The organism is Desulfitobacterium dehalogenans ATCC 51507 (genome assembly GCF_000243155.2).
Taxonomy (GTDB): Bacteria; Bacillota; Desulfitobacteriia; order Desulfitobacteriales; family Desulfitobacteriaceae; genus Desulfitobacterium; species Desulfitobacterium dehalogenans.
Window position 1 is genome coordinate 2,509,012 of sequence record NC_018017.1, and the last position, 22,975, is coordinate 2,531,986.

Sequence of the window (22,975 nt, forward strand, 5' to 3'; positions counted from 1 at the left end):
AACGAAGCTTCACAGTGATCATGCTTAAGTTTATCATCTTTTCTTTAATTATTAAAGCAATTCCTTTTGATATTCCTCGTCAAACCAACTATCTATTTTGTCGAGAATCTGCGACCTACTGGTTCGAATATGAGTTCTGACCGGCAGGGAACTCAAAAAATATCTCCCATATCGCTTATGAATTACTCTGCCATCGCATAGAATAACAAGCCCTCGATCCGATTTGGAGCGAATCAAGCGGCCAAAACCTTGTTTAAAACGAAGTACAGCCTCGGGAAGAAGAAACTCATAAAAGGGATTTCTTCCCTGTGCTTCAAGATATTCTGACCGTGCGGCGATGAGTGGGCGATTAGGGGGTCCAAAAGGCAATTTTATGAGAATGACACAGGACAACTTATCCCCTGGGATATCGATACCTTCCCAAAAGCTGCTGGCTCCCAATAAAACACTCTTGGGATTATCAAGAAATGCTTCGAGAATGGCCTGACGTCCTCCATCTATTCCTTGAGCCAGCAGTTCAATCCCAGAACCTTCTAGGTAGCGGCTCAAAGGCAAGTGAATCTCCCGCAAAAAGCGATGAGAGGTAAAAAGCACCAGAGTTCTTCCCTGCATGCGCTCAGATACCTCTGATATAAAAAGCGCTACTTTTTCTATATCAAATAATTCATCTTGATCCACATCCACTAAATCCTTTACGACCATAAGCTGCATCTGATGATCATAATCGAAGGGAGAATCCACCAGTAAAGATGTCGTACTTTCATTTAAACCAATTTCCCTCAAAAAATGCTGAAATGAATTGGAAATGCTTATGGTTGCGGAAGTCAAAATGGCACAATCCAGAGGTGCAAACAGTTTCTCCTTAAGAATGGAGCTCACATCCACTGGAGAGGTTTTCAGTAAAATTCGATTGCTTTGTTCCAGCCAGCTGACCCGAGTAAGTTGGTCTACTTGCTGTGCAAGAACGAAACACTCTCTCATCTCTTCAAGGTTCCGTATTCGTCCAGAAATCTCATGGGCCAGAGCTGCTGAGTCCTCATCATCTTGAGAATCGAGAAGATTAATCATGGCTTTAAGTAAGTCAGTTATGACCTTAAGCCGCCCTAACAAATTTTCGATTTGCACAGCTACAGTTTGCCACCATCTTTCCTTATGGCAGTGAACCGTTAATCGATAGGAAAGTTCCTTCCCTAGTATTTGTTCAAAGGTTGCAAAGAGCTCTTCAGCCTGTTGATAGAGTTCGTCACAGGCTTCAGGTAGTTTTTCAAGGTATCCACGAAAACGTTCCCAAAGGGCCACAGAAAGAATGCGTTCCCACAATTGAGCTCTTGCTTTAACATTCCCGTAGAAACTTCCTGCCATAGAACGGCTGAGCAGATTAAGGACTCGGGAAATCTGTTCCAGACTAATCTCATTCCCTAATTGCTCTAAAGCCGATTGATGGAGATGGTGGGCTTCGTCTACGACCAATTCGTGGTATTCGGGCAAAATATTCCTATCTGTCCTAATATCCGAAAAGAGCAAAGAATGATTGACGATGATTAAGTCAGCCTCTTCAGCACGCTTGCGGGCCTGCAGCATATAACAGCGATTGGCTTGAGAGCATTTTCCAGGTATACAGCTCTCTTCCTCGCAATTCAGGCTCCCCCATATCTTTCCCAGGTTTGGGATTTGTGAGACCTCCTGCCAATCCCCAGTGGTGGTTTCTCTAAGCCACACCATAATGCTCAGGAGGACCAGACGCTCACCAGGGTCTAATTCCGTAGTGATGCTCAGGGTTGACAACCATCTTTTCAAGCATATATAATTTGATTTTCCTTTTAATAAGACTCCACGGAAGGAAAAAGGTAAAACTTGAGCAAGAATAGGGAGATCTTTTTTAAAAATCTGCTCCTGTAAAGGAATGGTATGAGTAGCCACCACGACTTTTTTCCCTGTTGTTTTAGACCACCAAAGGCTGGGAATTAAATAAGCATAGGATTTCCCTGTACCTGTTCCGGCTTCTATGACGATATGGGTAGAGCTTATCAAGGACTCACCCACGGCTTTGGCCATCTGCAACTGACCAAGACGGCTTTCATAACTTTTCAGCTTATTTTCCAAGATTCCCCCTTGAGAAAAGCACTTCTCAATCCACCCTATATCTTCTGAGAAGGGTTCTTCGTCCTTCTGCTCTTCAAAAAGGCCTAAATCCTGATTATAAAGCACCAAATCGGTTGGTATCAGCCGTTCGGGGAATTTCCTCCTGGTGGTTTTCTCTAATTCCCGAAGAAAGCCGGTTACCCGTGAATTGCCGGCAATGGCAAGGGCTCTTTGATAGAAACCCAAATCCAAAGTCAATCCTTTTTCCCAGCAGGCTTGTAATAGTTCCCAAGCAGCCTGCGCATCCGACAAAGCCCGATGGGCCTTTACCAAGGGTGTCAAACCGAGGCTCTTGGTTAGATCACCTAATTTATACTTATTCATATTAGGGTAAAGGATTCGGGTAATCTCCAAAGTGTCCCAGAGAGTGTTTTCAAAATGAATATTTAAGGCGTGCTCAAGAAATCCTAAATCAAACTCAACATTATGCCCCACGATAATGGCATTTTGGAAAAGATTTAGGATCTTATCACGATAAGTCTGAAGGGAACCGGCTTGCCTTAATTCCTCTTGAGAGATACCCGTTAGTCGTAAAATTCGTTCCGGGACTTGCCTTCGGGGTGAGATTAAAGCGCTAAAAGTCTCCGCTTCTTTCCCCTCTTCAATGCTCAAGGCAGCAAATTCTATGATTTCATCGTTATAGATATCAAATCCAGTGGTTTCAATATCAACAACTACTATTTTTCGTTTAATCATCAATGAGCCCCTTTCTGAAAGTCATTTTACACACATTTGCACAAGGAATCAATGCAAGACTTCAAAAGAAGGGTTTAGCTTTTATAAAGCGAATTAATAGTAATTGTCATTTTGAAGAAAATTCTTTAGCAAAAATTATACCTCGTATTTCTACAGGTTCGGGAGGAAGTATACCTTGAATAAGCTCCGTAGGATATCTTCAATGATATGTATCATGCTATTGGTCTTTATTTTAAGCGGTTGCGCAGATCGACCTTTTTTAACTAAAGATGGCATGTACAGCATCGTTTCCATTTCTTCAGATCAAACGGTACAGAAAACTCCTATTCAATTAACATGGAATTCCAATATCGCTGTCATGCAGAAGCTTCTGGTCGAAGCCTCCTTTGTCTTAGGAGACCTCCATTCTATCCCCAGCTTAGAGTCCGGTGAAGCCATAGTCCAAGATGACCTCGGCTTAAGCCCACCTAAACACTTAGAAGCCTCTCTTGTTCCATCCGGAGAAGGAACCTTTATCCCTATCAATGCCTTCGAACCGGCAAAGGACCTGATTGAGGCCAAAGAGGATGTCAAGACCGCCCGTAGTGTTATCCATGACGAAAGGTTGAATGAAAACCTCAGCAGCCTGCTCGGTGAGTCTACCGAAACCATCCTTTTGGAAGCAACTTTTCCCGAGATGAAACCCTTTGCACTGCTCATTGATAATGAGATCAAGACTCTCAATATAACATCTATTCAGATTGAAGTCATAGGGAAGTATCCTGGTCGCGTCCTATTAAATCAAAACATCATCCTGCAAGGGATTCCTAATCCTAATCTCCAATCGGCTTTCATAGAATTCTTAAAAATGCAGCAGAAAACCGAACAAATACCCGGCAACGGATAGGTTAAGACTCTATTTATCGGATAAAGATAGTAAAAACAAGAAGCTCGCTTAACAGCGGCTTCTTGTTGTATTTACGACAATTTAAATCATCAATGATTGGGTTTGACCGGACTGGGAAAATGGCGACAGAATCGATTGAATCCAAATACATACATCGCTAATTTTTCAGGCCGTAGGTGCATCCATTCTGACATGTTTACTTCTTCTCCAAAACGATTGCGCAACACACCGTCACTTTGTATCCAGCCGCTTGGGCCATTTTCGTGTAATTTAACTTCCCATATCGTTCTGTTTTCTTGACATTGTACTGACGAAATATGCAGTCCACATCGAGCATGGTAAATTTCAATAAGTTTGACGATTAAAGTTGCCAAAGGGTCGATTTGATGCTTTGTATCAAGGGGAGTAATTTGAATTTCTTCCTTGATCTGCCTTGCTAATTCTTCAAGACTTTTTTCATTGCGGTACCGTTGTTCAAGTGGAATATTCAAATTTCTTGCATGTAAAGATCCCGAGCGCAAATCAAAATGGAGGGGGTCGTGTTCCTGGAGATTAAGAATGAGCCGACTTCCATCCACTTGAATTTGTCCCGGTACACTTGACAGAAGCTGGTGCGCGATTTGGTAGGCAAGAATATGAGCTGATACCTCCCGCTCATCACGTTGGGTACAGCTTTGACATTCTTTTACCGGATTGACATCTAAGGCTATCCTCAACCTAAACACCCCCATATTTTTTCTATCTAGTCTATCCATATTATACACAAATCCCAAAGAAAAATCCTCATAATATTTTAAATTTTTAAAAAATTTGCTACAAAATTTTTGTGCTCGTATCTGCCTATTCTACTTTTTTATTGCCATAAGTTTAGAAGGCTATCTATATATCAAGAAAAGGAGAACCAGCTTTGTCTCCTTTTCTACGTTGATATATTCTCACATCATTCTTTTAAGATTTCTCATCAATAATATCAAACAGCTGCGGGGTGGCCTGTTTAAAGGCTTTGTTTTCTCCAACTGTGGCCGCCCATTTTTCGTAGGCACTGAGATTCTCCCATTTGGTCATCACCATAATCTCATTGGAATTGGTTTGTTCATTGATGCTGGCGTATTTAAATCCTCCGACTTGTTCTAAAGTATCCAGACCGCTGCGAATATCCGATAATAACCGATCACGATCGGGGGCATCAAAAGTATGAACGATAGTAAGCATGGTGGTACCTCCCTGAACAAACGTTTTATTCATTTTTTATTTTATCCCAACTCCTAATCGATCATACAAAAAATTACGAACACTTCACTTTTTTCCTTGTTCCACATAGACTATTTTGCAAGGTTTTCAATTATGGTGAAGAAAATTCTTGCAGTCATCGTTTTTTGCTTCTTAAAGTGCTATACTTGATTTGTGAATCACATCAATGTGTGACAAGGAGGATCCTGATGAAGTTAGTTTATTTAAAAACAGACTTCCCTAACGGTCGATCCCATATCCTCATGCGCAATACTGAGTCCCAAACCCCTGAATTAAATCATTTTGTACTCGTACTTACCAATCGGGGAACCCTTTGGGTTGATGTTTTTTGGCCATATGATGATGAATCTGAGCGTTATACCCGGCGCATTTCCGAACAACAATTTTGGCAAACATTTCGGGAATGGCGTCTTAACGGAGTCCAACTTGGGGATACTGAGCAAGTAGCTGCCGTCTTAGCCAGGCGACAATTAAACCTCAAAAAGCAACCGATCGATGCATAGTTTGCATACAGAAAAATTATAATTCCAACTCTCAACAAGTTAAGGCGTGTAAATAATTAAGGCATTCAATCAGGATTATGAACTGGTTGAATGCCTTAATTATTTATCTAGTCAACTCTTTACATGCCCCCTGGCAAGCTTATCAAGACGGTAAACGAAAGCTAAAAGTTCAGCCACAACTTGGTAGAGCTGAGGGGGAATTTCTTCACCATATTCCACCCTCATGAGAGTCTCCACAAGAACCTCATCCTTTTGGATAGGAATTCCATGTTCGATAGCTTGTTCAATAATTTTGCGAGCAACTTCTCCAGTACCTTTCGCAACCACTTTAGGTGCACCACTTTGGTCATAGGCGAGAGCAGCGGCTTTCTCTCTCATACTTGATAATCCACCCCCTCACGCAGTTCTCCCTTAAGGAAACGATGGAATTCATCCGCTGTCTTGAGCGGTCCCACGGTGATAGGCTGCAGACTCATTCCCATCTGACTAAAAATTTCACGGGTATGGGCGAAATTTTCTCCCACTAAAGACTGCAGATAGTCTGGATTATCACTCAGCACTTTAAGAGTTAGTTGGGTTTCATATATCCATCCTTCAATGCCTAGTTCACCCAATGTAGGAGTCTCGGCACGAAGGGCCAGGCGGCAATGATCCAAATCCAGTTTTTTACCCTTTCGAGAGGCTTTAATGGCTAAAGTTTGATTATAGAGTTCTCCGTCGGATTGAAGAGGAATTTCCATTAGATAGAAGGGGGCTTCTGAACTCCCCCTCTGCAAAAGGATCTGCTGCCCGGTTAAGCGTTCAAGAAGATTGGAGGCATGAGACTTTTCATCACCATCGGAATCCCCTGTAAGTAAGGAAAGGAGAATCCCTTTAAGGCTTTTCTTAAGGTCTGCTTGTAAATTGCTTTTTTCATTTTCTTTAGTAGTATCTAAATTCTTAAGTCTGCGTTCATAATCCAAACCCAGCCCCCTAAACAGGAGAAAGAGCTGCATAAAACCATCTTTGCTTAAATTAGACCACTGCGGGACGGTGTTATTTACAAACGAGGTAATGAGTTCTTTGCCTGTAAGGCTTATTCTCTCGTCATTAGAATCATTTTGAGCACTATCAAGAGTATTTACGCTTTTACCTTCGTTTGTCTGTATGATCTTTACCTCATTGGACATAGGGTTCCCCTTTCCATCACTGGACACGGGGACACCTTTCCCATCGCTGGGCACTGAAGTACCCTTTCCATCGCCGGGCACCGGAGCACCCTTTCCGTCGCTGGATACGGGGACACTCTTCCCATCGCTGGGCACTGGAGCGCCCTTGTCGCTGGCTACGGGGACACCCTTTCCATCACTGGACACTGGGACACTCTTCCCATCACTGGGCACTGGTGCACCTTTCCCGTCGCTGGGCACCGGAGCGCCCTTTCCATCGCTGGATACTGGGACACCCTTTCCATCACTGGATACTGGGACACCCTTTCCATCGTTGGGCACCGGAGCGCCCTTTCCATCGCTGGGCACCGGAGCGCCCTTTCCATCGCCGGGCATCGGAGCGCCCTTTCCATCACTGGGCACCGGAGCGCCCTTTCCATCGCTGGGCACCGGAGCGCCCTTTCCATCGCTGGGCACCGGGGCGCCCTTTCCATCGCTGGGCACCGGGGCGCCCTTCCCGTCGCTGGGCACTGGGGCGCCCTTTCCGTCACTGGGCACCGGAGCGCCCTTTCCGTCACTGGGCACCGGGGCGCCCTTTCCGTCACTGGGCACCGGAGCGCCCTTTCCGTCACTGGGCACCGGAGCGCCCTTTCCGTCACTGGGCACCGGGGCGCCCTTTCCGTCACTGGGCACCGGAGCGCCCTTTCCGTCGCTGGGCACCGGAGCGCCCTTTCCGTCACTGGGCACCGGAGCGCCCTTTCCGTCACTGGGCACCGGGGCGCCCTTTCCGTCACTGGGCACCGGAGCGCCCTTTCCGTCGCTGGGCACCGGAGCGCCCTTTCCATCGCTGGACGAAGGGACACCTTTCCCATCACTAAGAAATTGGCGCAACAAATTCGATAGTGAATTCTCTTTGTTTTCTCCGAACTCAATATATAAGCGCCCTATTCCTTGAGAATCTAGTAGGGTAGCTTTATCCGTATTAGTGCTTTTGTCCCTTGCAAGTACAATACCACTTTCGTCAATCTTATGTACTGTTGCCCAAAATTTCTCTCCGGGTTGAACAGAGATTTCCAATAAAGCTGGGACAACTTGTCCTGCAATGCGAATCTGTGCTTTTCCACTGGGATCTTTCTGGATTACTTCGATAAAAAATCTCTGACCAGGTTGAATCCCTTGATTTTTCAGTGGTAGATTAATTGACCCTAGACCTTGTAGTTCCACGAATTATCCCACTCCCAAATGAATTAGTCCTTCTTCCCGTCGTTGAATTTTTTTATTACCCCAGATAGTATATCGGCAACTTGTAGGCATTGGTTTAGCTCCTTAAAAATAAATATGTTGGGCTTTAATCACTTTGTCTTCAATACAAATCATTCCCATAGAATACTTAGGCTGCCTTCGTTTATCCGTGGGAGATCCAGGATTAAACAGTAATATCCTCCCTTGCTTTTCCTGATAAGGGATATGGCTGTGCCCAAAGATTATAAGGTCCACCTTATCCTGATCAAAGGTCCGCATAGCTCTCTCTGGAGTCGAACGTCCCGGCCCATATACTCCATGGGTCACTCCTATTGTAATCTCTCCACAGGTGATGATCTTATTATGTGGTAAGCGTGCCAACTCCCATCCATCACAATTTCCCTGAACTGCCTCCAAAGGAGCAATCTGCTCCAAATCACTCAGGAGACTTGGGCACACTACATCTCCGGCGTGGATAATCAGATCCACCCCATCACATTGTTCCCATACCCATCTTGGCAAGGTCTGACCTGCCCTTAGATGGGTATCAGATAAGACCGCTATTCTCATGACCTTCATCCTTTCGATAACGCCTTAGTAAAAAGACAATCCCACACATAAATAATAATGTGAGAATTCCACTAATTACAAAGGTGACCTTCGCTCCCCAAAAATCGGATAATGTCCCGGCGTAAACACTTCCTATGGGAACCATACCTCCAAAAACGAGGCTATAAACACTCATTACTCTCCCTCGATATTCACCGTCCACTGTAATTTGGATTATTGAATTAGCTGAAGCAGAAAAAACAATCATGGACCAACCGAGAAAGGCTAAGAAAAATGCACTTAAAAGATAAGTATTCTGCAATCCTACAACCACATTGAAAATCCCCAGTCCAAAAGCTCCCACTAAAAGTAAAAGAGGTTGTGGGCCTTCCGCACTTTTTATGACCACAGTTAAAGCGCCGATAAGGGCACCAAATCCCAAAGTGCTCATTAAGAGTCCATATCCCAAGGCCCCTTCTTGCAAATCAATTTTGGCCAAAACAGGAACAAGTACATTGAAATTCATGGCAACGGTGCTCAAAAAGCCCATCATAATGATAACCATAAAAATAGAGGGGGTTTTTCTTATATAGTTCAACCCATTAAGAATATCTTTCCCCAAGGTTTCTTTTTTAGGAGCGACCTTTTCTTGATGAGGAATGGAGGGAACAAAGATTAAAATTCCTAAAACCCCAATAAAACTAAAACCATTAATCAAGAAACACCACATCGGTCCCCATACTCCCATGATCACTCCGGCTATGGCAGGGCCTACTAAACGAGCAGCATTAAAAATCGCGGAATTCAGGGCAATAGCGTTGGCTAAATGTTCCCTCCCTACCAATTCAATAATAAAGGATTGGCGCGTTGGAACATCCACTGTGTTGGACACGCCAAGAATGAACGCCATAATTAGAAGCATCCAATATTGAAGCGAACCCGAACCCACTAAAAAAGCTAAAGCAAAGGCTAAAATCATCATAATGGTCTGTGTTGCAATCAGTACTTTACGTTTAGGTAAATGATCAATCCAAGCTCCGGCATGTAGGGAGAACAACATGGTAGGTACGAATTGCATGGCGGCTACCAACCCAAGCAAAAAAGGTGAATTGGTTAACTGCAATACCAACCAGGCTTGACCTATATTTTGGGTCCATGTCCCAATCAGTGAAATAATCTGTCCACCCCAAAACCAACGGAATGAGCTATGACTGAGTGCTGGAAATACTCGATATAAGGAATTATGCCTAGGTAAATTTCTCATGTCTGACCTCGATTAACCCTAATTATACTTCAACCAAATAAAGAGCATCGCCGCAGATGCCCCAAGAAGTACTTACAGCCGGATACATATCTTTAATAAAAATTATAACATAATTTAATGAGTTACAGAAAACAATAGCATTAACTAAGGATATAAAAAAAGGCGTAGCAATTTGCTCGCCCTTTAAAGGAAGTCTAGTGGTAGTATCGACCTAGAGATTGTTGTTTTTTGATGGCTTTACGTACTTCATTGGCCACCTTCCAAGTCTCTTGATATTGCGGGGTAATTAAGCTTAATTTACCTGTATGTTTATCTATCAGGATATCGACACCGGGCTTTCTTCCCGACCTAGTTTCACCGGGGTGCAAAATATCAATACCTATTTTATTTTCATCATATTCCGGAGGAATTAGATAATTGAGCACCTCTTCAGTGGCATCTATCAGTTCTATCACTTGTTCTTGAGGATATCCTTCCCTAAGTAAAATGTCCCGTACTTGAGAAAGAGGATGATCAAGAGTAAGCAGCATCTGGGCCCGTTGTACCAAATTATAGTCGATTTCCACGACGCCACCTCTTTTCATTTTTCTTTACAACTTCATTTTCCCCTTGAGCTTAATTTGAAATACGAACTACTTCTTGTCGAACTTGGTGAAGATGACCATTTCCATCAAAATTTAAATTTGGAGGTTTTCATGAATAAATTTATATCTCTACCGGCAGTTATAGCTGCACTTTCCGGCATTGCAATGGCTATTCAAGGCACTTTGAATTCCGGACTTTACCAAAAGACTTCCATTTTAGCCGCTACTTTGGTTGTACATATCATCGGCACAGTGATCGGGCTAATTGCCGTAATGGTCACTAGAGTCCCCCTACTAGATTATAACTGGCTATCCATTCCTTGGTACTTTTACCTCGGTGGGGTTCTTAGTGTAGTCATTGTAGGTTTAGTCGCCTTAAGCATTCCAAAGATTGGGGTAAGTAATGCAACTACAGCTATCATCATAGGTCAAGTAGGGGCCGCACTAATTATCGATCATTTAGGACTTTTTGGTGCAGAACGTCTCGCCTGGAACCCCTGGCAATTTCTTGGGTTATTGCTCTTTGCCGTTGGAGCAAAACTTCTTTTTAATTAACCCAATAATTAGAGTTTCCATGCTCTTATCCTGATTTTGCACGTGTCTCAATAGCCGCCATATTGGTCACGATCTGATAAATTTCATTGGTCACGGTGAACTTCCGGATCTGACCATTGGCGGCTAAAATCAGAGTATTCTTCCCCTCTCCGGTTTGATCTCTTTCGATCAAACGTAAAAGAAAAGTATACGCCTCGCTGGTCACTGAAAGTTGTTTAAAATCCCCATCCGCCACAAAAAGCACCCAATAGCCTGTGGCAACTTCATTGCCGAGATAAAGTGACGTAGTCGAAGAACCATAAGACCCGTAAGCATTCCCCGTGGAATAGAGGTAATTGGAGGGTGTATCCGTGTAGCGGTCTGTGGAATAGGAATCACCCGTAGTGTATCCATCATAACCGGGATCATAAGTTCCAGTGGTTGTATCTACCAACTGGGCTGCAGGATCGGTAAGACGTGAATAAACGTCACTAAAAAAATTGGGAAAAAGAATAAACGCTCCTACTCCAATAAGGAGTACCCAAAAGGCCAAAGCCTGTATATCCTGCCATTGCTCATTCCGCGGAGGCCGCCCCCAAGAATTCGGCATATATACCCCTCCTTATCTTATCATGACCTTATTAATAACTATACGAATGAACGATGTCCGATATGTTTGTCCCAGGGCAGGATAGATTACTAAAGTTCAAAGATAGCTCCCATACTGTTAAGGAGACTTGCATTACCGGTGATCTCCGACTAGAATAATACCGAGGTGTTCAAAAAATGGAGATACTTCGGGAAAAACTTAGTTTATTACCGGATAAGCCAGGTGTCTATCTAATGAAAGATGCATCCGGCCAAATTATATATGTAGGGAAAGCGAAGATTCTCAAAAACAGAGTCCGCTCCTACTTTACCGGGTCCCATAATGGAAAAACCCAGCTTATGATTAGCTTGATTGCGGATTTTGAAACGATTATTACCGATTCTGAGGTGGAAGCTTTACTCTTAGAGTGCAACCTTATTAAAAAGCATAATCCAAAGTATAATATTCTATTACGCGATGATAAAACATACCCTTTTATAACCATTACCGATGAAGCACATCCTCGGATTTTGGTGACACGGCAAGTAAAAAAAGGGATGGGGAAATACTATGGCCCCTACCCCAATGCTACAGCGGCTAAAGAAGCTGCCCGACTGCTCAATCGCCTCTTTCCCTTTCGTAAATGCCGGCAGATTCCGGGCAAACCTTGTCTCTATTACCATCTTGGGCAATGCTTAGGCCCCTGTCAGGAGGATGTCCCCAAAGAATCTTATGACAAAATACGTAAAGAAGCGGCTACTTTTCTTAAAGGTGATCAGGGAGCAATTCTTAGGTCCCTGGAGAAAAAAATGAAAGACGCTTCGGAAAACCTGGAATTTGAAAGGGCAAAAGAATACCGCGACCTTATCGAGGATCTCAAAAAAGTAGGCGAGAAACAAAACATCACCTTAAACGACTTTGTGGATCGGGATGTGGTAGGGTATGCTTATACCCGAGATCAACTCTGTATTCAGATCTTTTATTTGCGCCAGGGAAAACTTCTGTCTCGTGACAATTTCATTTTCCCTTATTACGAAGAACCGGAAGAAGCTTTTGTCTCCTTTCTGGCTCAGTTCTACACAGAAAGTTCTGCTCTCCCTCAAGAAATTCTCCTCCCTCCTCTGGATATTAGTGTATTAGCAAAGCTTTTTCCGATGATCGTGCCGCAAAAAGGACAAAAGCGAGATCTGGTGCAAATGGCTATGGAAAATGCTCAAACCACCTTACATGAGCAGATTTCCATCGAAATACGAAACTTGACCGAATGCACACAAGCTTTGGAGGAAATCGGCAATGCCTTAGGCATTCCTTCCCTCCGCACCATCGAGTCCTTTGATATTTCCAATATCGCCGGCACCCATAGTGTGGCCGGAATGATTCAGTTTCTTGATGGCAAACCCAACCGCAGTCAATATCGCAAATTTAAGATTCAACCCATGCCCAATATAGATGATACCGCATCCATGCACCAAGTGATTGAGCGCCGCTATGCCCGTCTTCAGCAGGAGTGCCTTCCTCTTCCTGATCTTATCCTGGTGGATGGGGGCAAGGGACAGATTAATGCAGCCCTGGATGCTCTCCGCAACTTAAAGGCCGCGATTCCTGTTGCCGGCATGGTCAAAAACGACAAGCATCAAACTTCGGCTTTAATCGACTCCGCTGGCCGAATCCATTCCTTGGATCGCCGTTCAGCCGGTTTTCGTTTGATGGAACGGATTCAAAATGAAGTCCATCGATTCGCTATTACTTTCCATCGGCAACAACGGGCTAAAAGCATGACCCTTTCCGAGTTGGATGGAATACCGGGTGTCGGTCCCAAGAGAAGGCAACAGCTCTTGAGATATTTTAAATCCATGGATACTATCCGCCTAGCCACTGTGGAGGAACTTCAAAAATCCGGTCTTCCTTCCCCGGCAGCTCTCGCGGTATATGAACATTTCAACCCTCATAAGGAGGAAAACCATGATTCTTAATTACCGTGTCGAACTATGCCGTCAATGCTATTATAAGCGGACGAAACAATGCGGAAAGACCGACCTCTATATCCATAATCGGACACCGGCGGAACCGGGAGGGGAATGCAAGAGTTATAGACTGGTGCCTTGGCTACCTTATTAAAGCTAAATTACCAATCGGTTGGTAATTTAGTTCAGGTCCGAAAAGATGGTCCTTAGAGTAAAAAGAAGTATCGCAAACTACTTTAAAGAAAGCAGTTATGCGATACTCCTTTTGTCCCTATAACAAGACCATGAATTAAAAAACTCTCCTGGCTCCAAGGTAACGACCGGCGTAATAACTATCCGATAAGCCTGTGGTCTTAATGCCGGTGCTGGAGGCATGGATAAAGCTTCCACCACCTATGTAGATTCCCACATGAGATGCCCCGCTATCATAGGTAGAGAAGAATACCAAATCCCCAATCTGAAGCTCATCTTTCTTGACGGCTGTTCCAATTTCATATTGTGAATATGAGGTTCGTGGCAAGTCGATCTCCGACCCCTCAAAGACGTATTGGGTAAAGCCGGAACAATCAAAACCATTTGGAGTAGTTCCTCCAAACACATAGGGGATACCGATAAGTCTTTGGGCATTGCTGACAATCTCCTCAGCTTTGGAACTGCCGCCACGAGAGATTTCCTGGGAGGGAGCCGCTGCGGCCTGTTTCGAGACCTGATCTCTTAAGGCCGTTATCGTCATTTCCTCAGGTGTCGTGACGGTATCTTCACTCTCCGCCTTTGAAAATTGCAGTGATTCCTTTTGGTTATCTGTATCGGCTACTATAGGCTCTGAAGAAAAAGCTAAGGTCGCTGCTAGCCTAGGCTGCAGGATCATATCCTCTTTCTCTACTTGGATGATATCGGATAGTAATGTACTGGAGACCATTTGTGCCTTAAACGATGAAGCATTCCTTAAGAGAATAGATTCTGAACCTGTAACAAGCTCAGCAGCATTTCCCGGCACATAGGTTCCCGGGAGGCTGCTAACCAATAAGGTGCCGGACAACACCACACTGGCAATCCACCCCCTCTTAGAGGAAGAGTCCATGAATTTTCCACCTTTCGTCGCTTACGAGGTTAGTTGACGGATTCGGGCAACAAGGTGTAAGCCCTACGCATGACTGCGATTCACCCCAAAAGATAGTCCCCCGCTCTAAACATATGGTTTAGATTCAGCCCACATTTCTTATGTAGTATTCGCCGAAAATTTCCTTATTCCTCCACGTAAATAATGGCAAAAGCCTATAATCTTGGAAACTGATGTTATTTATATCTATTCAACAGCTTTTTTTCTGTGCACATGAAGTATACTATACAAAAAACACCTCTCTTACGAGAGGTGTTGCCCTTTGAGCCTTAGGACACCAACGAATAAATATTGCGCCATAGGTCAAGTAGGTTTTCCCACTGAGCTCCTTCAGTTTCCTGTTAGGCGGTTTCCCTTTTCCCTCAGTCTAGAATGTTGCCAGCTCCAGCACTTGATCGCCACTAAGAACGCACTTTAATCCTCGTTAGTTTTCGCTCTAGAAGTTTTCCTTAACGCTCCGTGACAGTCTAGCCTCTTTTGCAGAAAAGAATTTCAGGCAACTTAAGTCCATCGGCCAATAGACAGAAGTTCCTTCAGCCCTCCCAACTTCTCCACCTCAAGGCAGGCTACACTGCACTAAGTTCCTTCCTAATGCAGGTTCATACCCTAAGCCATAACCAGAAAACAGCCACGAACTTAGGCCTCCACGGAAGAGGGTATCGCCCGCATGCCATTGCAGATCCCCCTCATCCTTAACTCCCAGCAGCAACCCTCGACTGGGCGTCGAAAGCCACCACCAGGAACTTCATCGGTATGCCCTTAGCGGATTCTTAGGCCCGCCTTCGACTGTCATTTTACGCACTAGAATTGCGCACCATAGCTCAAAGAAGATTACATCGATTATTGTACACCGAAATGAACAATTTTTAAAACAACCTTTGCCTATTCATATTCACGATTCTCTTTGATAATGAATGAAAAGAAGGAGTAAACTCAAAAAAAGAGAGCTTTGCGCTCTCTTTTGCCTTATTAAAACAATTTAACAAAATCAAAATCATTTAATCGTTAAATTTTTAAATAAAATGATGTTTTAATATATTTTTCCTGCCGGATTTAAACCGATTTCGCTTGAGATCCAGGTTTTCCGTCAGAAAAAAACTTCCGCAGCAACACTTCGATACTGCCGGGCAAATCCTGTGCAGCTTGTTTAATCTGAACAGACCGCCATTCAATTTCCTCTAATAAGAGTTGGGTTCGTGGCGAGGAAATATAGGCTTGGGGCTGTTCCGGAGTAAATAAGCCTTTAGCAACCAAAAGGACAATGAGAATGACTAAAATACGTTTCAACCAACGCAATGGATATACCGTCCTTTCCCAAGAAGATATATCCATAGTTTAACCAGCTTAGTCCTTTTTAAGTCTCATTTTTTCTAATTCGGACCAAAAATTCTCGGAATACAAAAAGAGGGGCTCGAAAAGTACCCGGGCTGTCTCGGTATAGAGATGCTTATGATAGTGACTAATTCTTTCACGGTAAAAGGATTCACAGGAATCCGGCCCAAAAAAGGGTTTTCCTTCTTTTCCTGCCCACGCAAAAAGCCTTGCTATACCTATAGGGCCTACAAAGTCCAATTTATCGGCATCATAAAGAATCTTCGCTTCCAAAGTTTCCGGTTCATAACCTTCCCGTGAGTGGGAAAGAACGGCTGTTTTAACGGCTTCGATAATGTTTTCAGGGTAACCGCATTTTTGAAGTATTCCACCTGCCAAAGCCGATCCGCTTTCAGCATGAGTTCTCGATAAAGTTCCGGAGCGGCCGATATCATGAAGAATAGCTGCCAGCTCCACAATCACTAGATCAGCACTCTCCTGTATTCCAATCTTCTTTCCCCATTCTCTGACCCGAAGGGCATGTTCCAGATCATGGGCTTGGTCTTTACGCCCGTAAATCCCCTGCACAGCGTTAATTACCGGGTTTAAAGGGTCTTGATTCATCTCCAGCAAGGCAATCACCCCCGATCAGAATTCAAGAACAAAATTCTTTCAAAATGCTCGATACTCTTTTGAGAAAGGTTTTTTCCATAGCGTGCCGTAAGCATATTGGCCGGATGGGAGCATATCTCGTCGTCATCTGTCTCCCTTATGAGCAGACCTGCGCTTGACATAAGACGATCCATCACCTCACGGTACTCCCAAACCCGAAGTCCTGTCCTTTCCAGGTCCCAGTGCCAATAATATTCTGTGGCTATGACGAGATGATTCTCCATGGTGGGATCTAAAAAAGCTACTTCAAGCAGTTTTTTTCCCACTCCAAGACCCCGAACTTTTGGGGAAACCTCAATTGCTCCTAATTCCAAGAGTTCTGGAGGGCCCTCAGCCCATCGTTCAAAAGCATCCGGAGGATGAAAGGTCACGTAGCCCACGACATCGGTCCCGATCCGTGCAATAACAATTCGGCCATTAGGAATTTGACTGATTTCTATCAAGGCCTCTTTTTGGCGCTTCGGAGGGCGGAATGCCCGCAAATCATCGTCTAAAGTCAGTTGGCTTAAGCTCTCCGCCGTAACCGGCCCTTCAACAATAAGCTCCCCTTTATGGGTCGGAAAGGTCTGTTTCACCCTATATCCTCCTTACGGAACTTTGGTTATGGATTAAGATTATAACGCTTAAGCTTATTGTACAGTGTTGCTAAGGAAATGTTAAGGGCTCTTGCCGCTCTTTTCTTTCCTTCCAGTGTAAATCCATAGCGCTCCAAAGCACTTCGTAAAAGAATTTCCTCCATTCGCTCTAAAGGCATCACTCCATGGCCAAACCCATCTTCTTTAGATATCCCCAAATTGTCGCTAAGATGACGCTGAGAGATATGGGATTCGTTAGCTACATGCATGGCTCTGTTGATAATTTGTTTTAATTCTTCTACATTGCCCGGCCAGCGATAGGATAAGAGAACTTCCTCGGCCTGCGGTGTTAGCCCTTGAATAGACTTTCTCAATTCCAAATTAAATACCCTGATATAATGATGGACTAAGGGAAGTATATCCTCTTTTCTTAGACGTAGGGGTGGAATAGAAATCTCCCACTGACTGACATAGTCATATAAATCCGGATCAAAGGCTTTCTCCAATCTCATTAAATGAATATTTTGTGATGAACTAAGAAATATTCTAAACTTTTTCTTCTCTATTCGTTCAAGAGCTCTATAAAGCAGATTCTGCTCTTCAAGGCTGAGACTCGCCACTTCACGAAAATAAATACTTCCCCCCTCATAAGGACATAGTTGGTTGATATCAAAACCTGGAGCAAGTATTTCGCGAATCATATCTTCGTCTTTAATACAATCCACTATAAGCAAGGGCTGGTGGGAGCGTTCACTCTCTTTATGCAGAAAACCGGCTAAAAGTAGTTTACCCGTACTGACTTCACCCTGAAACATAACCGGATCATTTTCTTTAGCCGCCTTTCGGCATCCCTCAATGGCCTGCCGTAATCCTTTGCTCTCTCCGATGATATCTTGGCTTAAGGAATAAACGAGAAACATCGGCATATCTATCCCCCTTACAGTCACCAAAGACTTATCTGATACTAATACAATTTATCCTTTCTATTGTATACTATAACAGAATAGAACAAAAGATATTTTTCACTGTTTAATAATGTTTTTAAATAATAAAAAGGTCCTAATGACTATTTATCATCAGGACCCTGATACCAGATTATTATTTTCAAGAGTCTTGCTTAACTGTGCTGCCAGCTGGCAAGGTAGCGTTCTTGTTCCTCAGATAGTTGATCAATACTTAAACCCAGGGTTTTTAATTTAAGCTCAGCCACTCTAGTGTCCATTTCGGAAGGAACAGAATAGACTTTTGGCTCCAAGGGAGTTTTAACTGTGGCGAGATAATGCAATGCTAGGGCTTGTAAAGCAAAGGTCATATCCATAACTTCTGCGGGATGACCGTCTCCTGCCGCTAAATTGACCAAGCGGCCTTCTGCTAAAAGGTATATCTTTCGTCCATCCTGAAGCAAGTATTCTTGAATATTGCGACGAACCTCACGGTGACTCTGGGCCATTGCCGCCAATTGAACTTTGTTCACTTCTACATCGAAGTGACCTGCATTGGAGAGTATTGCCCCGTCCTTCATGACCAGGAAATGTTCACCTGAGATGACATTCTTATTTCCTGTTACGGTGACGAAAAAATCACCTAAAGGAGCGGCATCTAACATGGGCATCACTTCAAAACCATCCATCCAAGCTTCATTGGCTTTAATAGGGTTCACTTCACAGATAACGACTCGGGCGCCTAGGCCCTTAGCGCGTAAAGCTACACCTTTTCCACACCAGCCATAGCCCACCACACAAACGGTCTTTCCGGCAACCACCAGATTCGTTGTGCGCATAATACCATCCCAAACCGATTGACCTGTGCCATAGCGATTGTCAAAAAGGTATTTCATCTCAGCATCATTGACCGCAATCATGGGAAAGGCCAATTCTCCGTTCTTCTCCATGGCTCGTAACCTTAGGATGCCTGTAGTAGTCTCTTCAGCGCCTCCCTGTACCTTAGGCAATAATTCCCGGCGTTCTTTGTGGAGGGTAGATACCAAATCTCCACCATCATCAATAATATAATCCGGCTCAAAATCCAAAGCCTTGTGAAGATGTTGATGGTACTCTTCATCGGTGGCACCATACCAAGCATGGGCATGAACACCGCCGGCTACCAAGGCAGCGACCACATCATCCTGGGTGGATAAAGGATTGCTCGCCGCCACGGTAACTTCCGCTCCGCCAGCTTGAATCACTTTAGCCAGATAAGCAGTCTTTGCTTCTAAATGCAGGCAAATGGTCACTTTTTTACCCTTAAAGGGCAGCGTTTTCTCAAACTCTTCTCTTAAGGTGTTGAGAACCGGCATATGAGCTTGTACCCAATCAATTTTTAATTGTCCTTGCGGTGCCAATCCTATGTCCCGAATCGTTGATTCCATATTGTCCTGGCTAGGCCAGGTCACCCCCTCTTTTACTTTCATTTTCACTTTTGTATTTTCTGTATAACCTCAGCCAAATTCCTGGCAATTTGCGTAAAGTTAGCGGATTCATAATCCTCTATCTTGCCCAGATCCGACATTGTGGCCAAAACAGGGTCAATGGGTAATTGACCGAGATAGGGAATCTCATTTTGGGCGGCTTCCTCTTCCCCATGGGGTTTTCCAAAAATCTCAATTTGCTCCTCACACTGCGGGCAAGCAACATAGGCCATATTTTCTACCAAGCCATATAAGGTTGCGTCGTATTTTTTGACCATATTGATAGCCTTACGAACAATCATTCCCGCCAGCTGTTGAGGGCTGGTTACGATAACCACTCCGGATACCGGCAAGGATTGCATGACAGTAATGGGGACATCTCCTGTTCCGGGTGGTAGATCGATGAGCAGATAATCCAACTCCCCCCAAACGACATCCGTCCAGAACTGCTGCACCAATTGGGTAATGATTGAACCACGCCAGATCACCGGATCATCTTCGTTAGGAATCATTAGATTGAGGGACATCACTTTAATTCCATGTGAGGTTTCACCTGGAATAACCCCTACTTCATTCATATTGGCCTTATCCTTCAGTCCGAAAATTCTCGGAATGCTGGGTCCGGTTATATCCGCGTCCAATATCCCCACTTTAAAGCCTTGTCGTATTAAACTCACCGCAAGCATAGAGGTAACGGAGGATTTCCCCACTCCTCCTTTGCCACTCATGACCGCTATGACATTTTTGATATTGCTGGCTTGTTGGGCTTTTGTTTTTTCCGGTTGTGTGGGGCAGCTTCCCGTAGTACAGGAACTTGCCGATGGGCAGGATCCGCAGGCGTCACTCATGATCTTTTCTTCCTTTCTTTCTGAGAATAAGCATATATGTTGAGGTTTTGATTATAGCATAGATTTTGGAGAGGGCGTTCGTGCCTATGGGTGGCACCGACAGTGGGTGACAGTCTTGTCCAGGTCGTGTAGCTTTACGCACAACGCACCTTCGGGCGTGATCTCCTGAAACCCTCCACTGGAGGCTTTCTTCATCGGAGCTCACGTTCTCCATAGCTCCAGGGCTGGTCAACTCGCTTTCTTAACAGCTACGCCAAACCTCAGGGTAATACCTGATGTGAACCGTGGCTCCGCTATATTAAGAAAGCCTCGTTAACCCGAACGCCCTCCGCTAAATCCGTTCGCTCTTGTGCGCAAAGCTACGCTTGCGGGTCTTTTTCAGCTCTATTTTTAGGCCTTTTGGGGTCTTTTCGGAGTAGCCGGTCATACCGTGGAGCGGCACCAGCAGAGGATGAAAAAAGCTGCTAAGGTCAGGTAACTTATCCTACATCTGCGCCGCTCAAACCCGAAAGACAGCCCAAGGATTTTGCTTTAAGGCAGAGAACGGATTCTAAGCGAGCAGGTAAGCAATCTTCGCGAAAAGACTGCAGCGGAGTCGGGTTGGAAACAGGACGTTTCCAACCGGCCATTGAGCAGGAGCGATTTGGCCGGGCACCCGACAGAGCGAAGGTCTTGAGCGATTAGATTGCTCCGCGCTGCTTATGGAGTGAACGCCGAAAGCAAAATCCTGGAGAATTAGCTTTTAGGTTTTTTTAGAGTAGCGCCTCTAAGCGATCCAGCAGACTGGTGAAGACCTGAAGAGCCTCCCTTACCGGAACCGGAGTCTCCATATCGACGCCTGCCTTGCGCAGCAGCTCAATCGGGTAGTCGGAGCTGCCACTGGATAGAAATTTAAGGTAACGCTCCACTGCCGGTTCTCCTTCATCAAGAATTTTTCTCGCTAAAGCTGTGGCTGCAGAGAATCCTGTAGCGTATTTATAGACATAAAATGCATTGTAAAAATGAGGAATTCTTGCCCATTCCATCGCAATTTGCGGGTCCATCACCACATCCGGTCCATAGTAATCCGTATTGAGCTGAAGATATATACTGGAGAGTAATTCAGCAGTCAAAGCTTCCCCCTGTTCAACCATGGCATGGGTCTTCTTTTCAAATTCAGCAAACATGGTCTGACGGAAAACAGTACCTCTGAATTGCTCCAGATAATGATTGAGCAAATAAGCCAACAATTTGGGATCTTCCGTGGTTTTGAGCAAGTGCTCCATAACTAAGGCTTCATTGAGAGTAGATGCCACTTCCGCTACAAAGATCTTGTAACCGGCATAGATATGAGGCTGAGTACGGTTGGAAAAATAAGTGTGGAGTGAATGCCCCATCTCATGGGCAATCGTAAACATCGAATCCAAAGTATCCTGATGATTAAGCAGTACATAAGGGTGGGAGCGGTAGGTCCCCCAGGAATAAGCGCCACTGGTTTTTCCCTGGTTTTCATAGACATCAATCCAGTGAGAAGTGAACCCTTCTTCTAAAACCTTACGATATTCAGATCCTAAGGGTTTGAGCCCTTCCAAACACATATCCACAGCCTCTTGATAAGGGATCGTCATCTTGGCTTCAGAGACAATGGGAACATAAATATCATACATATGTAAGTCGTCCAGCCCCAATGCTTTCTTTCTCAGCTTCACATAACGATGCATTTCCGGTAAAAACTCACGGACTGTATCAATCAAGGCATCATAGACCGTCAGGGGAACCTTATCATCATGTAAGGAAGCCTCTATAGCCGAGGGGTACCGTCTGGCCTTGGCAAAAAAGGCGTCCCCTTTAATATTGGAATTAAGTATAGCTGCCCAGGTATTAATTTGTTTTTGGTAAGTGCCATATAAGGTTTCGAAAGCTTCCTGACGTACTCGTCGATCTTCGCTTTCCATGAACTGAATATAATTTCCCTTGGTGAGTTCGACTTCCTCACCCTTCTCATTTTTAATACTGGGAAATTTAAGGTCAGCATTATTGGCCATACCAAAAATAGTGCTGGGACCTTCAGCTATTTCCCCCATTTCAGCCAGCAACTTTTCCTCTTGAGAGCTTAATACATGTTCACGTTTACGCAAGATATCCTCTAAGGCGTGGTCATAAAGAGTTATTTTTTCATTGGTTTTACGAAATCCTTCCAGCCTTCCTTCCGGTAAAGCGAGAATTTCCGGAACGACAAAAGCTAAGGCGCTCCCCACTCGGACAGAAAGAGCACCGGCCCGATCCGTTAAAGCCTGATAACGAGAGTTTCGATTGTCTTCATCCCGGCGCATCCTTGCATAGGTATAGATTTCACCTACACTTTGCCCCACTTCATTCATCCATTCAAAGCAGGCCAACAAAGTTTCTACACTATCTCCCAAATGTCCTTTGAAGGCTTCAGCCCGTTCTAAGAGCTTCTCTGCTTTAAGAAATTCTTCTTCCCAAGCTTGATCACTAGGGAAAATATCCTCAAGATGCCATTTATATTGCTCAGGGATTTCCGAACGTGTTTTTAGTTTAGCTTGTTCCATAATCATTCCCTCCTTACTGACTTACCCTACCTGCTTATTATACACAGGATGGGGAAAATTTAGCAAAATTATTGTTAAAGAAAACCCGGCTTCGCCGTGCCTTTGATCCATACCTCCAGTGAGGCGAAGTCGTTGGTT

The 22,975-nt window shown here is 44.3% G+C and carries 23 protein-coding genes and 1 riboswitch; of the genes, 5 read left to right on the plus strand and 18 right to left on the minus strand.

Annotated features, from left to right (window positions below):
• Positions 1-51: 51 nt before the first annotated feature.
• The gene (locus tag DESDE_RS12125) at positions 52-2,838 is read right to left on the minus strand and encodes a helicase C-terminal domain-containing protein (protein WP_014794311.1); all 2,787 of its coding nucleotides are present in this window, start codon (positions 2,836-2,838) and stop codon (positions 52-54) included.
• Positions 2,839-3,013: 175 nt separating this feature from the next.
• On the opposite strand from DESDE_RS12125, the gene DESDE_RS12130 reads away from it, so the two are divergent.
• On the plus strand, positions 3,014-3,724 hold the full coding sequence (locus DESDE_RS12130) for a hypothetical protein (RefSeq protein ID WP_014794312.1): 711 nt from the start codon (positions 3,014-3,016) through the stop codon (positions 3,722-3,724).
• Between the two features lie 89 nt (positions 3,725-3,813).
• Here the strand turns inward: DESDE_RS12130 and DESDE_RS12135 are convergent, their stop codons facing one another.
• Both DESDE_RS12135 and DESDE_RS12140 read right to left on the minus strand, forming a co-directional pair.
• Positions 3,814-4,449, minus strand: a complete 636-nt coding sequence (locus DESDE_RS12135) for a hypothetical protein (protein ID WP_427846211.1) — start codon at positions 4,447-4,449, stop codon at positions 3,814-3,816.
• 223 nt (positions 4,450-4,672) lie between these two features.
• Positions 4,673-4,936, minus strand: coding sequence for an antibiotic biosynthesis monooxygenase (locus tag DESDE_RS12140; RefSeq protein WP_014794314.1), 264 nt, complete (start codon positions 4,934-4,936; stop codon positions 4,673-4,675).
• 227 nt (positions 4,937-5,163) lie between these two features.
• Between DESDE_RS12140 and DESDE_RS12145 the strand changes: the two genes are divergently transcribed.
• A complete protein-coding gene (locus DESDE_RS12145) occupies positions 5,164-5,478 on the plus strand; it encodes a hypothetical protein (protein WP_014794315.1) in 315 nt (104 codons plus the stop codon).
• Positions 5,479-5,589: 111 nt separating this feature from the next.
• On the opposite strand, the gene DESDE_RS12150 is transcribed toward DESDE_RS12145, so the two are convergent.
• The 5 genes from DESDE_RS12150 to DESDE_RS12170 form a co-directional block, all read right to left on the minus strand.
• The gene (locus DESDE_RS12150) at positions 5,590-5,856 is read right to left on the minus strand and encodes an EscU/YscU/HrcU family type III secretion system export apparatus switch protein (protein ID WP_014794316.1); all 267 of its coding nucleotides are present in this window, start codon (positions 5,854-5,856) and stop codon (positions 5,590-5,592) included.
• The gene (locus tag DESDE_RS12155) at positions 5,853-7,850 is read right to left on the minus strand and encodes a hypothetical protein (RefSeq protein ID WP_014794317.1); all 1,998 of its coding nucleotides are present in this window, start codon (positions 7,848-7,850) and stop codon (positions 5,853-5,855) included. Before DESDE_RS12155 ends, DESDE_RS12150 begins: the two co-directional genes overlap by 4 nt.
• A 102-nt stretch (positions 7,851-7,952) precedes the next feature.
• A complete protein-coding gene (locus DESDE_RS12160; protein ID WP_172637618.1) occupies positions 7,953-8,447 on the minus strand; it encodes a metallophosphoesterase family protein in 495 nt (164 codons plus the stop codon).
• Positions 8,416-9,681 (minus strand): MFS transporter, encoded by a 1,266-nt coding sequence (locus DESDE_RS12165; protein WP_014794319.1) that lies wholly within the window; start codon positions 9,679-9,681, stop codon positions 8,416-8,418. Before DESDE_RS12165 ends, DESDE_RS12160 begins: the two co-directional genes overlap by 32 nt.
• Before the next feature lie 194 nt (positions 9,682-9,875).
• The gene (locus DESDE_RS12170; RefSeq protein ID WP_014794320.1) at positions 9,876-10,247 is read right to left on the minus strand and encodes a hypothetical protein; all 372 of its coding nucleotides are present in this window, start codon (positions 10,245-10,247) and stop codon (positions 9,876-9,878) included.
• Between the two features lie 129 nt (positions 10,248-10,376).
• Between DESDE_RS12170 and DESDE_RS12175 the strand changes: the two genes are divergently transcribed.
• The gene (locus DESDE_RS12175; protein ID WP_014794321.1) at positions 10,377-10,820 is read left to right on the plus strand and encodes a DMT family transporter; all 444 of its coding nucleotides are present in this window, start codon (positions 10,377-10,379) and stop codon (positions 10,818-10,820) included.
• 25 nt (positions 10,821-10,845) lie between these two features.
• Here DESDE_RS12175 and DESDE_RS12180 read toward each other — a convergent pair whose 3' ends face one another.
• Entirely contained in the window at positions 10,846-11,409 is a 564-nt protein-coding gene (locus DESDE_RS12180; protein WP_014794322.1) for a hypothetical protein, read from the minus strand.
• A 176-nt stretch (positions 11,410-11,585) separates the two neighbouring features.
• Between DESDE_RS12180 and uvrC the strand changes: the two genes are divergently transcribed.
• Both uvrC and DESDE_RS22075 read left to right on the plus strand, forming a co-directional pair.
• Positions 11,586-13,361 (plus strand): excinuclease ABC subunit UvrC, encoded by a 1,776-nt coding sequence (uvrC, locus tag DESDE_RS12185; protein ID WP_014794323.1) that lies wholly within the window; start codon positions 11,586-11,588, stop codon positions 13,359-13,361.
• Positions 13,351-13,506 (plus strand): hypothetical protein, encoded by a 156-nt coding sequence (locus DESDE_RS22075; RefSeq protein WP_014794324.1) that lies wholly within the window; start codon positions 13,351-13,353, stop codon positions 13,504-13,506. The genes uvrC and DESDE_RS22075 overlap by 11 nt, the downstream gene beginning before the upstream one ends.
• A gap of 135 nt (positions 13,507-13,641) precedes the next feature.
• Here the strand turns inward: DESDE_RS22075 and DESDE_RS12190 are convergent, their stop codons facing one another.
• From DESDE_RS12190 to pepF, 9 genes are all read right to left on the minus strand, one after another.
• Positions 13,642-14,433 (minus strand): C40 family peptidase, encoded by a 792-nt coding sequence (locus tag DESDE_RS12190; RefSeq protein WP_014794325.1) that lies wholly within the window; start codon positions 14,431-14,433, stop codon positions 13,642-13,644.
• A 3-nt stretch (positions 14,434-14,436) separates the two neighbouring features.
• Positions 14,437-14,573, minus strand: a riboswitch (cyclic di-AMP (ydaO/yuaA leader).
• 952 nt (positions 14,574-15,525) lie between these two features.
• Entirely contained in the window at positions 15,526-15,759 is a 234-nt protein-coding gene (locus tag DESDE_RS12195) for a hypothetical protein (RefSeq protein ID WP_242831238.1), read from the minus strand.
• Positions 15,760-15,816: 57 nt separating this feature from the next.
• Positions 15,817-16,416, minus strand: coding sequence for an HD domain-containing protein (locus DESDE_RS12200; RefSeq protein WP_014794327.1), 600 nt, complete (start codon positions 16,414-16,416; stop codon positions 15,817-15,819).
• A gap of 5 nt (positions 16,417-16,421) precedes the next feature.
• On the minus strand, positions 16,422-17,030 hold the full coding sequence (locus DESDE_RS12205) for a GNAT family N-acetyltransferase (RefSeq protein WP_014794328.1): 609 nt from the start codon (positions 17,028-17,030) through the stop codon (positions 16,422-16,424).
• 26 nt (positions 17,031-17,056) lie between these two features.
• Positions 17,057-17,956, minus strand: coding sequence for an AAA-type ATPase lid domain-containing protein (locus tag DESDE_RS12210; RefSeq protein WP_014794329.1), 900 nt, complete (start codon positions 17,954-17,956; stop codon positions 17,057-17,059).
• Between the two features lie 191 nt (positions 17,957-18,147).
• Positions 18,148-19,440: an adenosylhomocysteinase gene (locus tag DESDE_RS12215; RefSeq protein WP_033422453.1), complete on the minus strand. Its 1,293-nt coding sequence runs from the start codon at positions 19,438-19,440 to the stop codon at positions 18,148-18,150.
• Between the two features lie 2 nt (positions 19,441-19,442).
• On the minus strand, positions 19,443-20,285 hold the full coding sequence (locus DESDE_RS12220) for an Mrp/NBP35 family ATP-binding protein (protein ID WP_014794331.1): 843 nt from the start codon (positions 20,283-20,285) through the stop codon (positions 19,443-19,445).
• Between the two features lie 479 nt (positions 20,286-20,764).
• Positions 20,765-20,914, minus strand: coding sequence for a hypothetical protein (locus DESDE_RS22275; RefSeq protein ID WP_172637619.1), 150 nt, complete (start codon positions 20,912-20,914; stop codon positions 20,765-20,767).
• A gap of 123 nt (positions 20,915-21,037) precedes the next feature.
• Entirely contained in the window at positions 21,038-22,837 is a 1,800-nt protein-coding gene (gene pepF, locus DESDE_RS12225; protein ID WP_014794332.1) for an oligoendopeptidase F, read from the minus strand.
• Positions 22,838-22,975 lie beyond the last annotated feature (138 nt).

Excerpts from the sequence above, each read along its gene's own strand:
- DESDE_RS12165 (WP_014794319.1), bottom strand. The coding sequence starts at position 9,681 with ATGAGAAATTTACCTAGGCATAATTCCTTATATCGAGTATTTCCAGCA.
- pepF (WP_014794332.1), bottom strand. The coding sequence starts at position 22,837 with ATGGAACAAGCTAAACTAAAAACACGTTCGGAAATCCCTGAGCAATAT.
- DESDE_RS12150 (WP_014794316.1), bottom strand. The coding sequence starts at position 5,856 with ATGAGAGAGAAAGCCGCTGCTCTCGCCTATGACCAAAGTGGTGCACCT.
- uvrC (WP_014794323.1), top strand. The coding sequence starts at position 11,586 with ATGGAGATACTTCGGGAAAAACTTAGTTTATTACCGGATAAGCCAGGT.
- DESDE_RS12140 (WP_014794314.1), bottom strand. The coding sequence starts at position 4,936 with ATGCTTACTATCGTTCATACTTTTGATGCCCCCGATCGTGATCGGTTA.
- DESDE_RS12210 (WP_014794329.1), bottom strand. The coding sequence starts at position 17,956 with ATGCCGATGTTTCTCGTTTATTCCTTAAGCCAAGATATCATCGGAGAG.
- DESDE_RS12145 (WP_014794315.1), top strand. The coding sequence starts at position 5,164 with ATGAAGTTAGTTTATTTAAAAACAGACTTCCCTAACGGTCGATCCCAT.
- DESDE_RS22275 (WP_172637619.1), bottom strand. The coding sequence starts at position 20,914 with ATGGCCGGTTGGAAACGTCCTGTTTCCAACCCGACTCCGCTGCAGTCT.
- DESDE_RS12215 (WP_033422453.1), bottom strand. The coding sequence starts at position 19,440 with ATGAAAGTAAAAGAGGGGGTGACCTGGCCTAGCCAGGACAATATGGAA.
- DESDE_RS12220 (WP_014794331.1), bottom strand. The coding sequence starts at position 20,285 with ATGAGTGACGCCTGCGGATCCTGCCCATCGGCAAGTTCCTGTACTACG.
- DESDE_RS12160 (WP_172637618.1), bottom strand. The coding sequence starts at position 8,447 with ATGAAGGTCATGAGAATAGCGGTCTTATCTGATACCCATCTAAGGGCA.
- DESDE_RS22075 (WP_014794324.1), top strand. The coding sequence starts at position 13,351 with ATGATTCTTAATTACCGTGTCGAACTATGCCGTCAATGCTATTATAAG.
- DESDE_RS12125 (WP_014794311.1), bottom strand. The coding sequence starts at position 2,838 with ATGATTAAACGAAAAATAGTAGTTGTTGATATTGAAACCACTGGATTT.
- DESDE_RS12175 (WP_014794321.1), top strand. The coding sequence starts at position 10,377 with ATGAATAAATTTATATCTCTACCGGCAGTTATAGCTGCACTTTCCGGC.
- DESDE_RS12190 (WP_014794325.1), bottom strand. The coding sequence starts at position 14,433 with ATGGACTCTTCCTCTAAGAGGGGGTGGATTGCCAGTGTGGTGTTGTCC.
- DESDE_RS12180 (WP_014794322.1), bottom strand. The coding sequence starts at position 11,409 with ATGCCGAATTCTTGGGGGCGGCCTCCGCGGAATGAGCAATGGCAGGAT.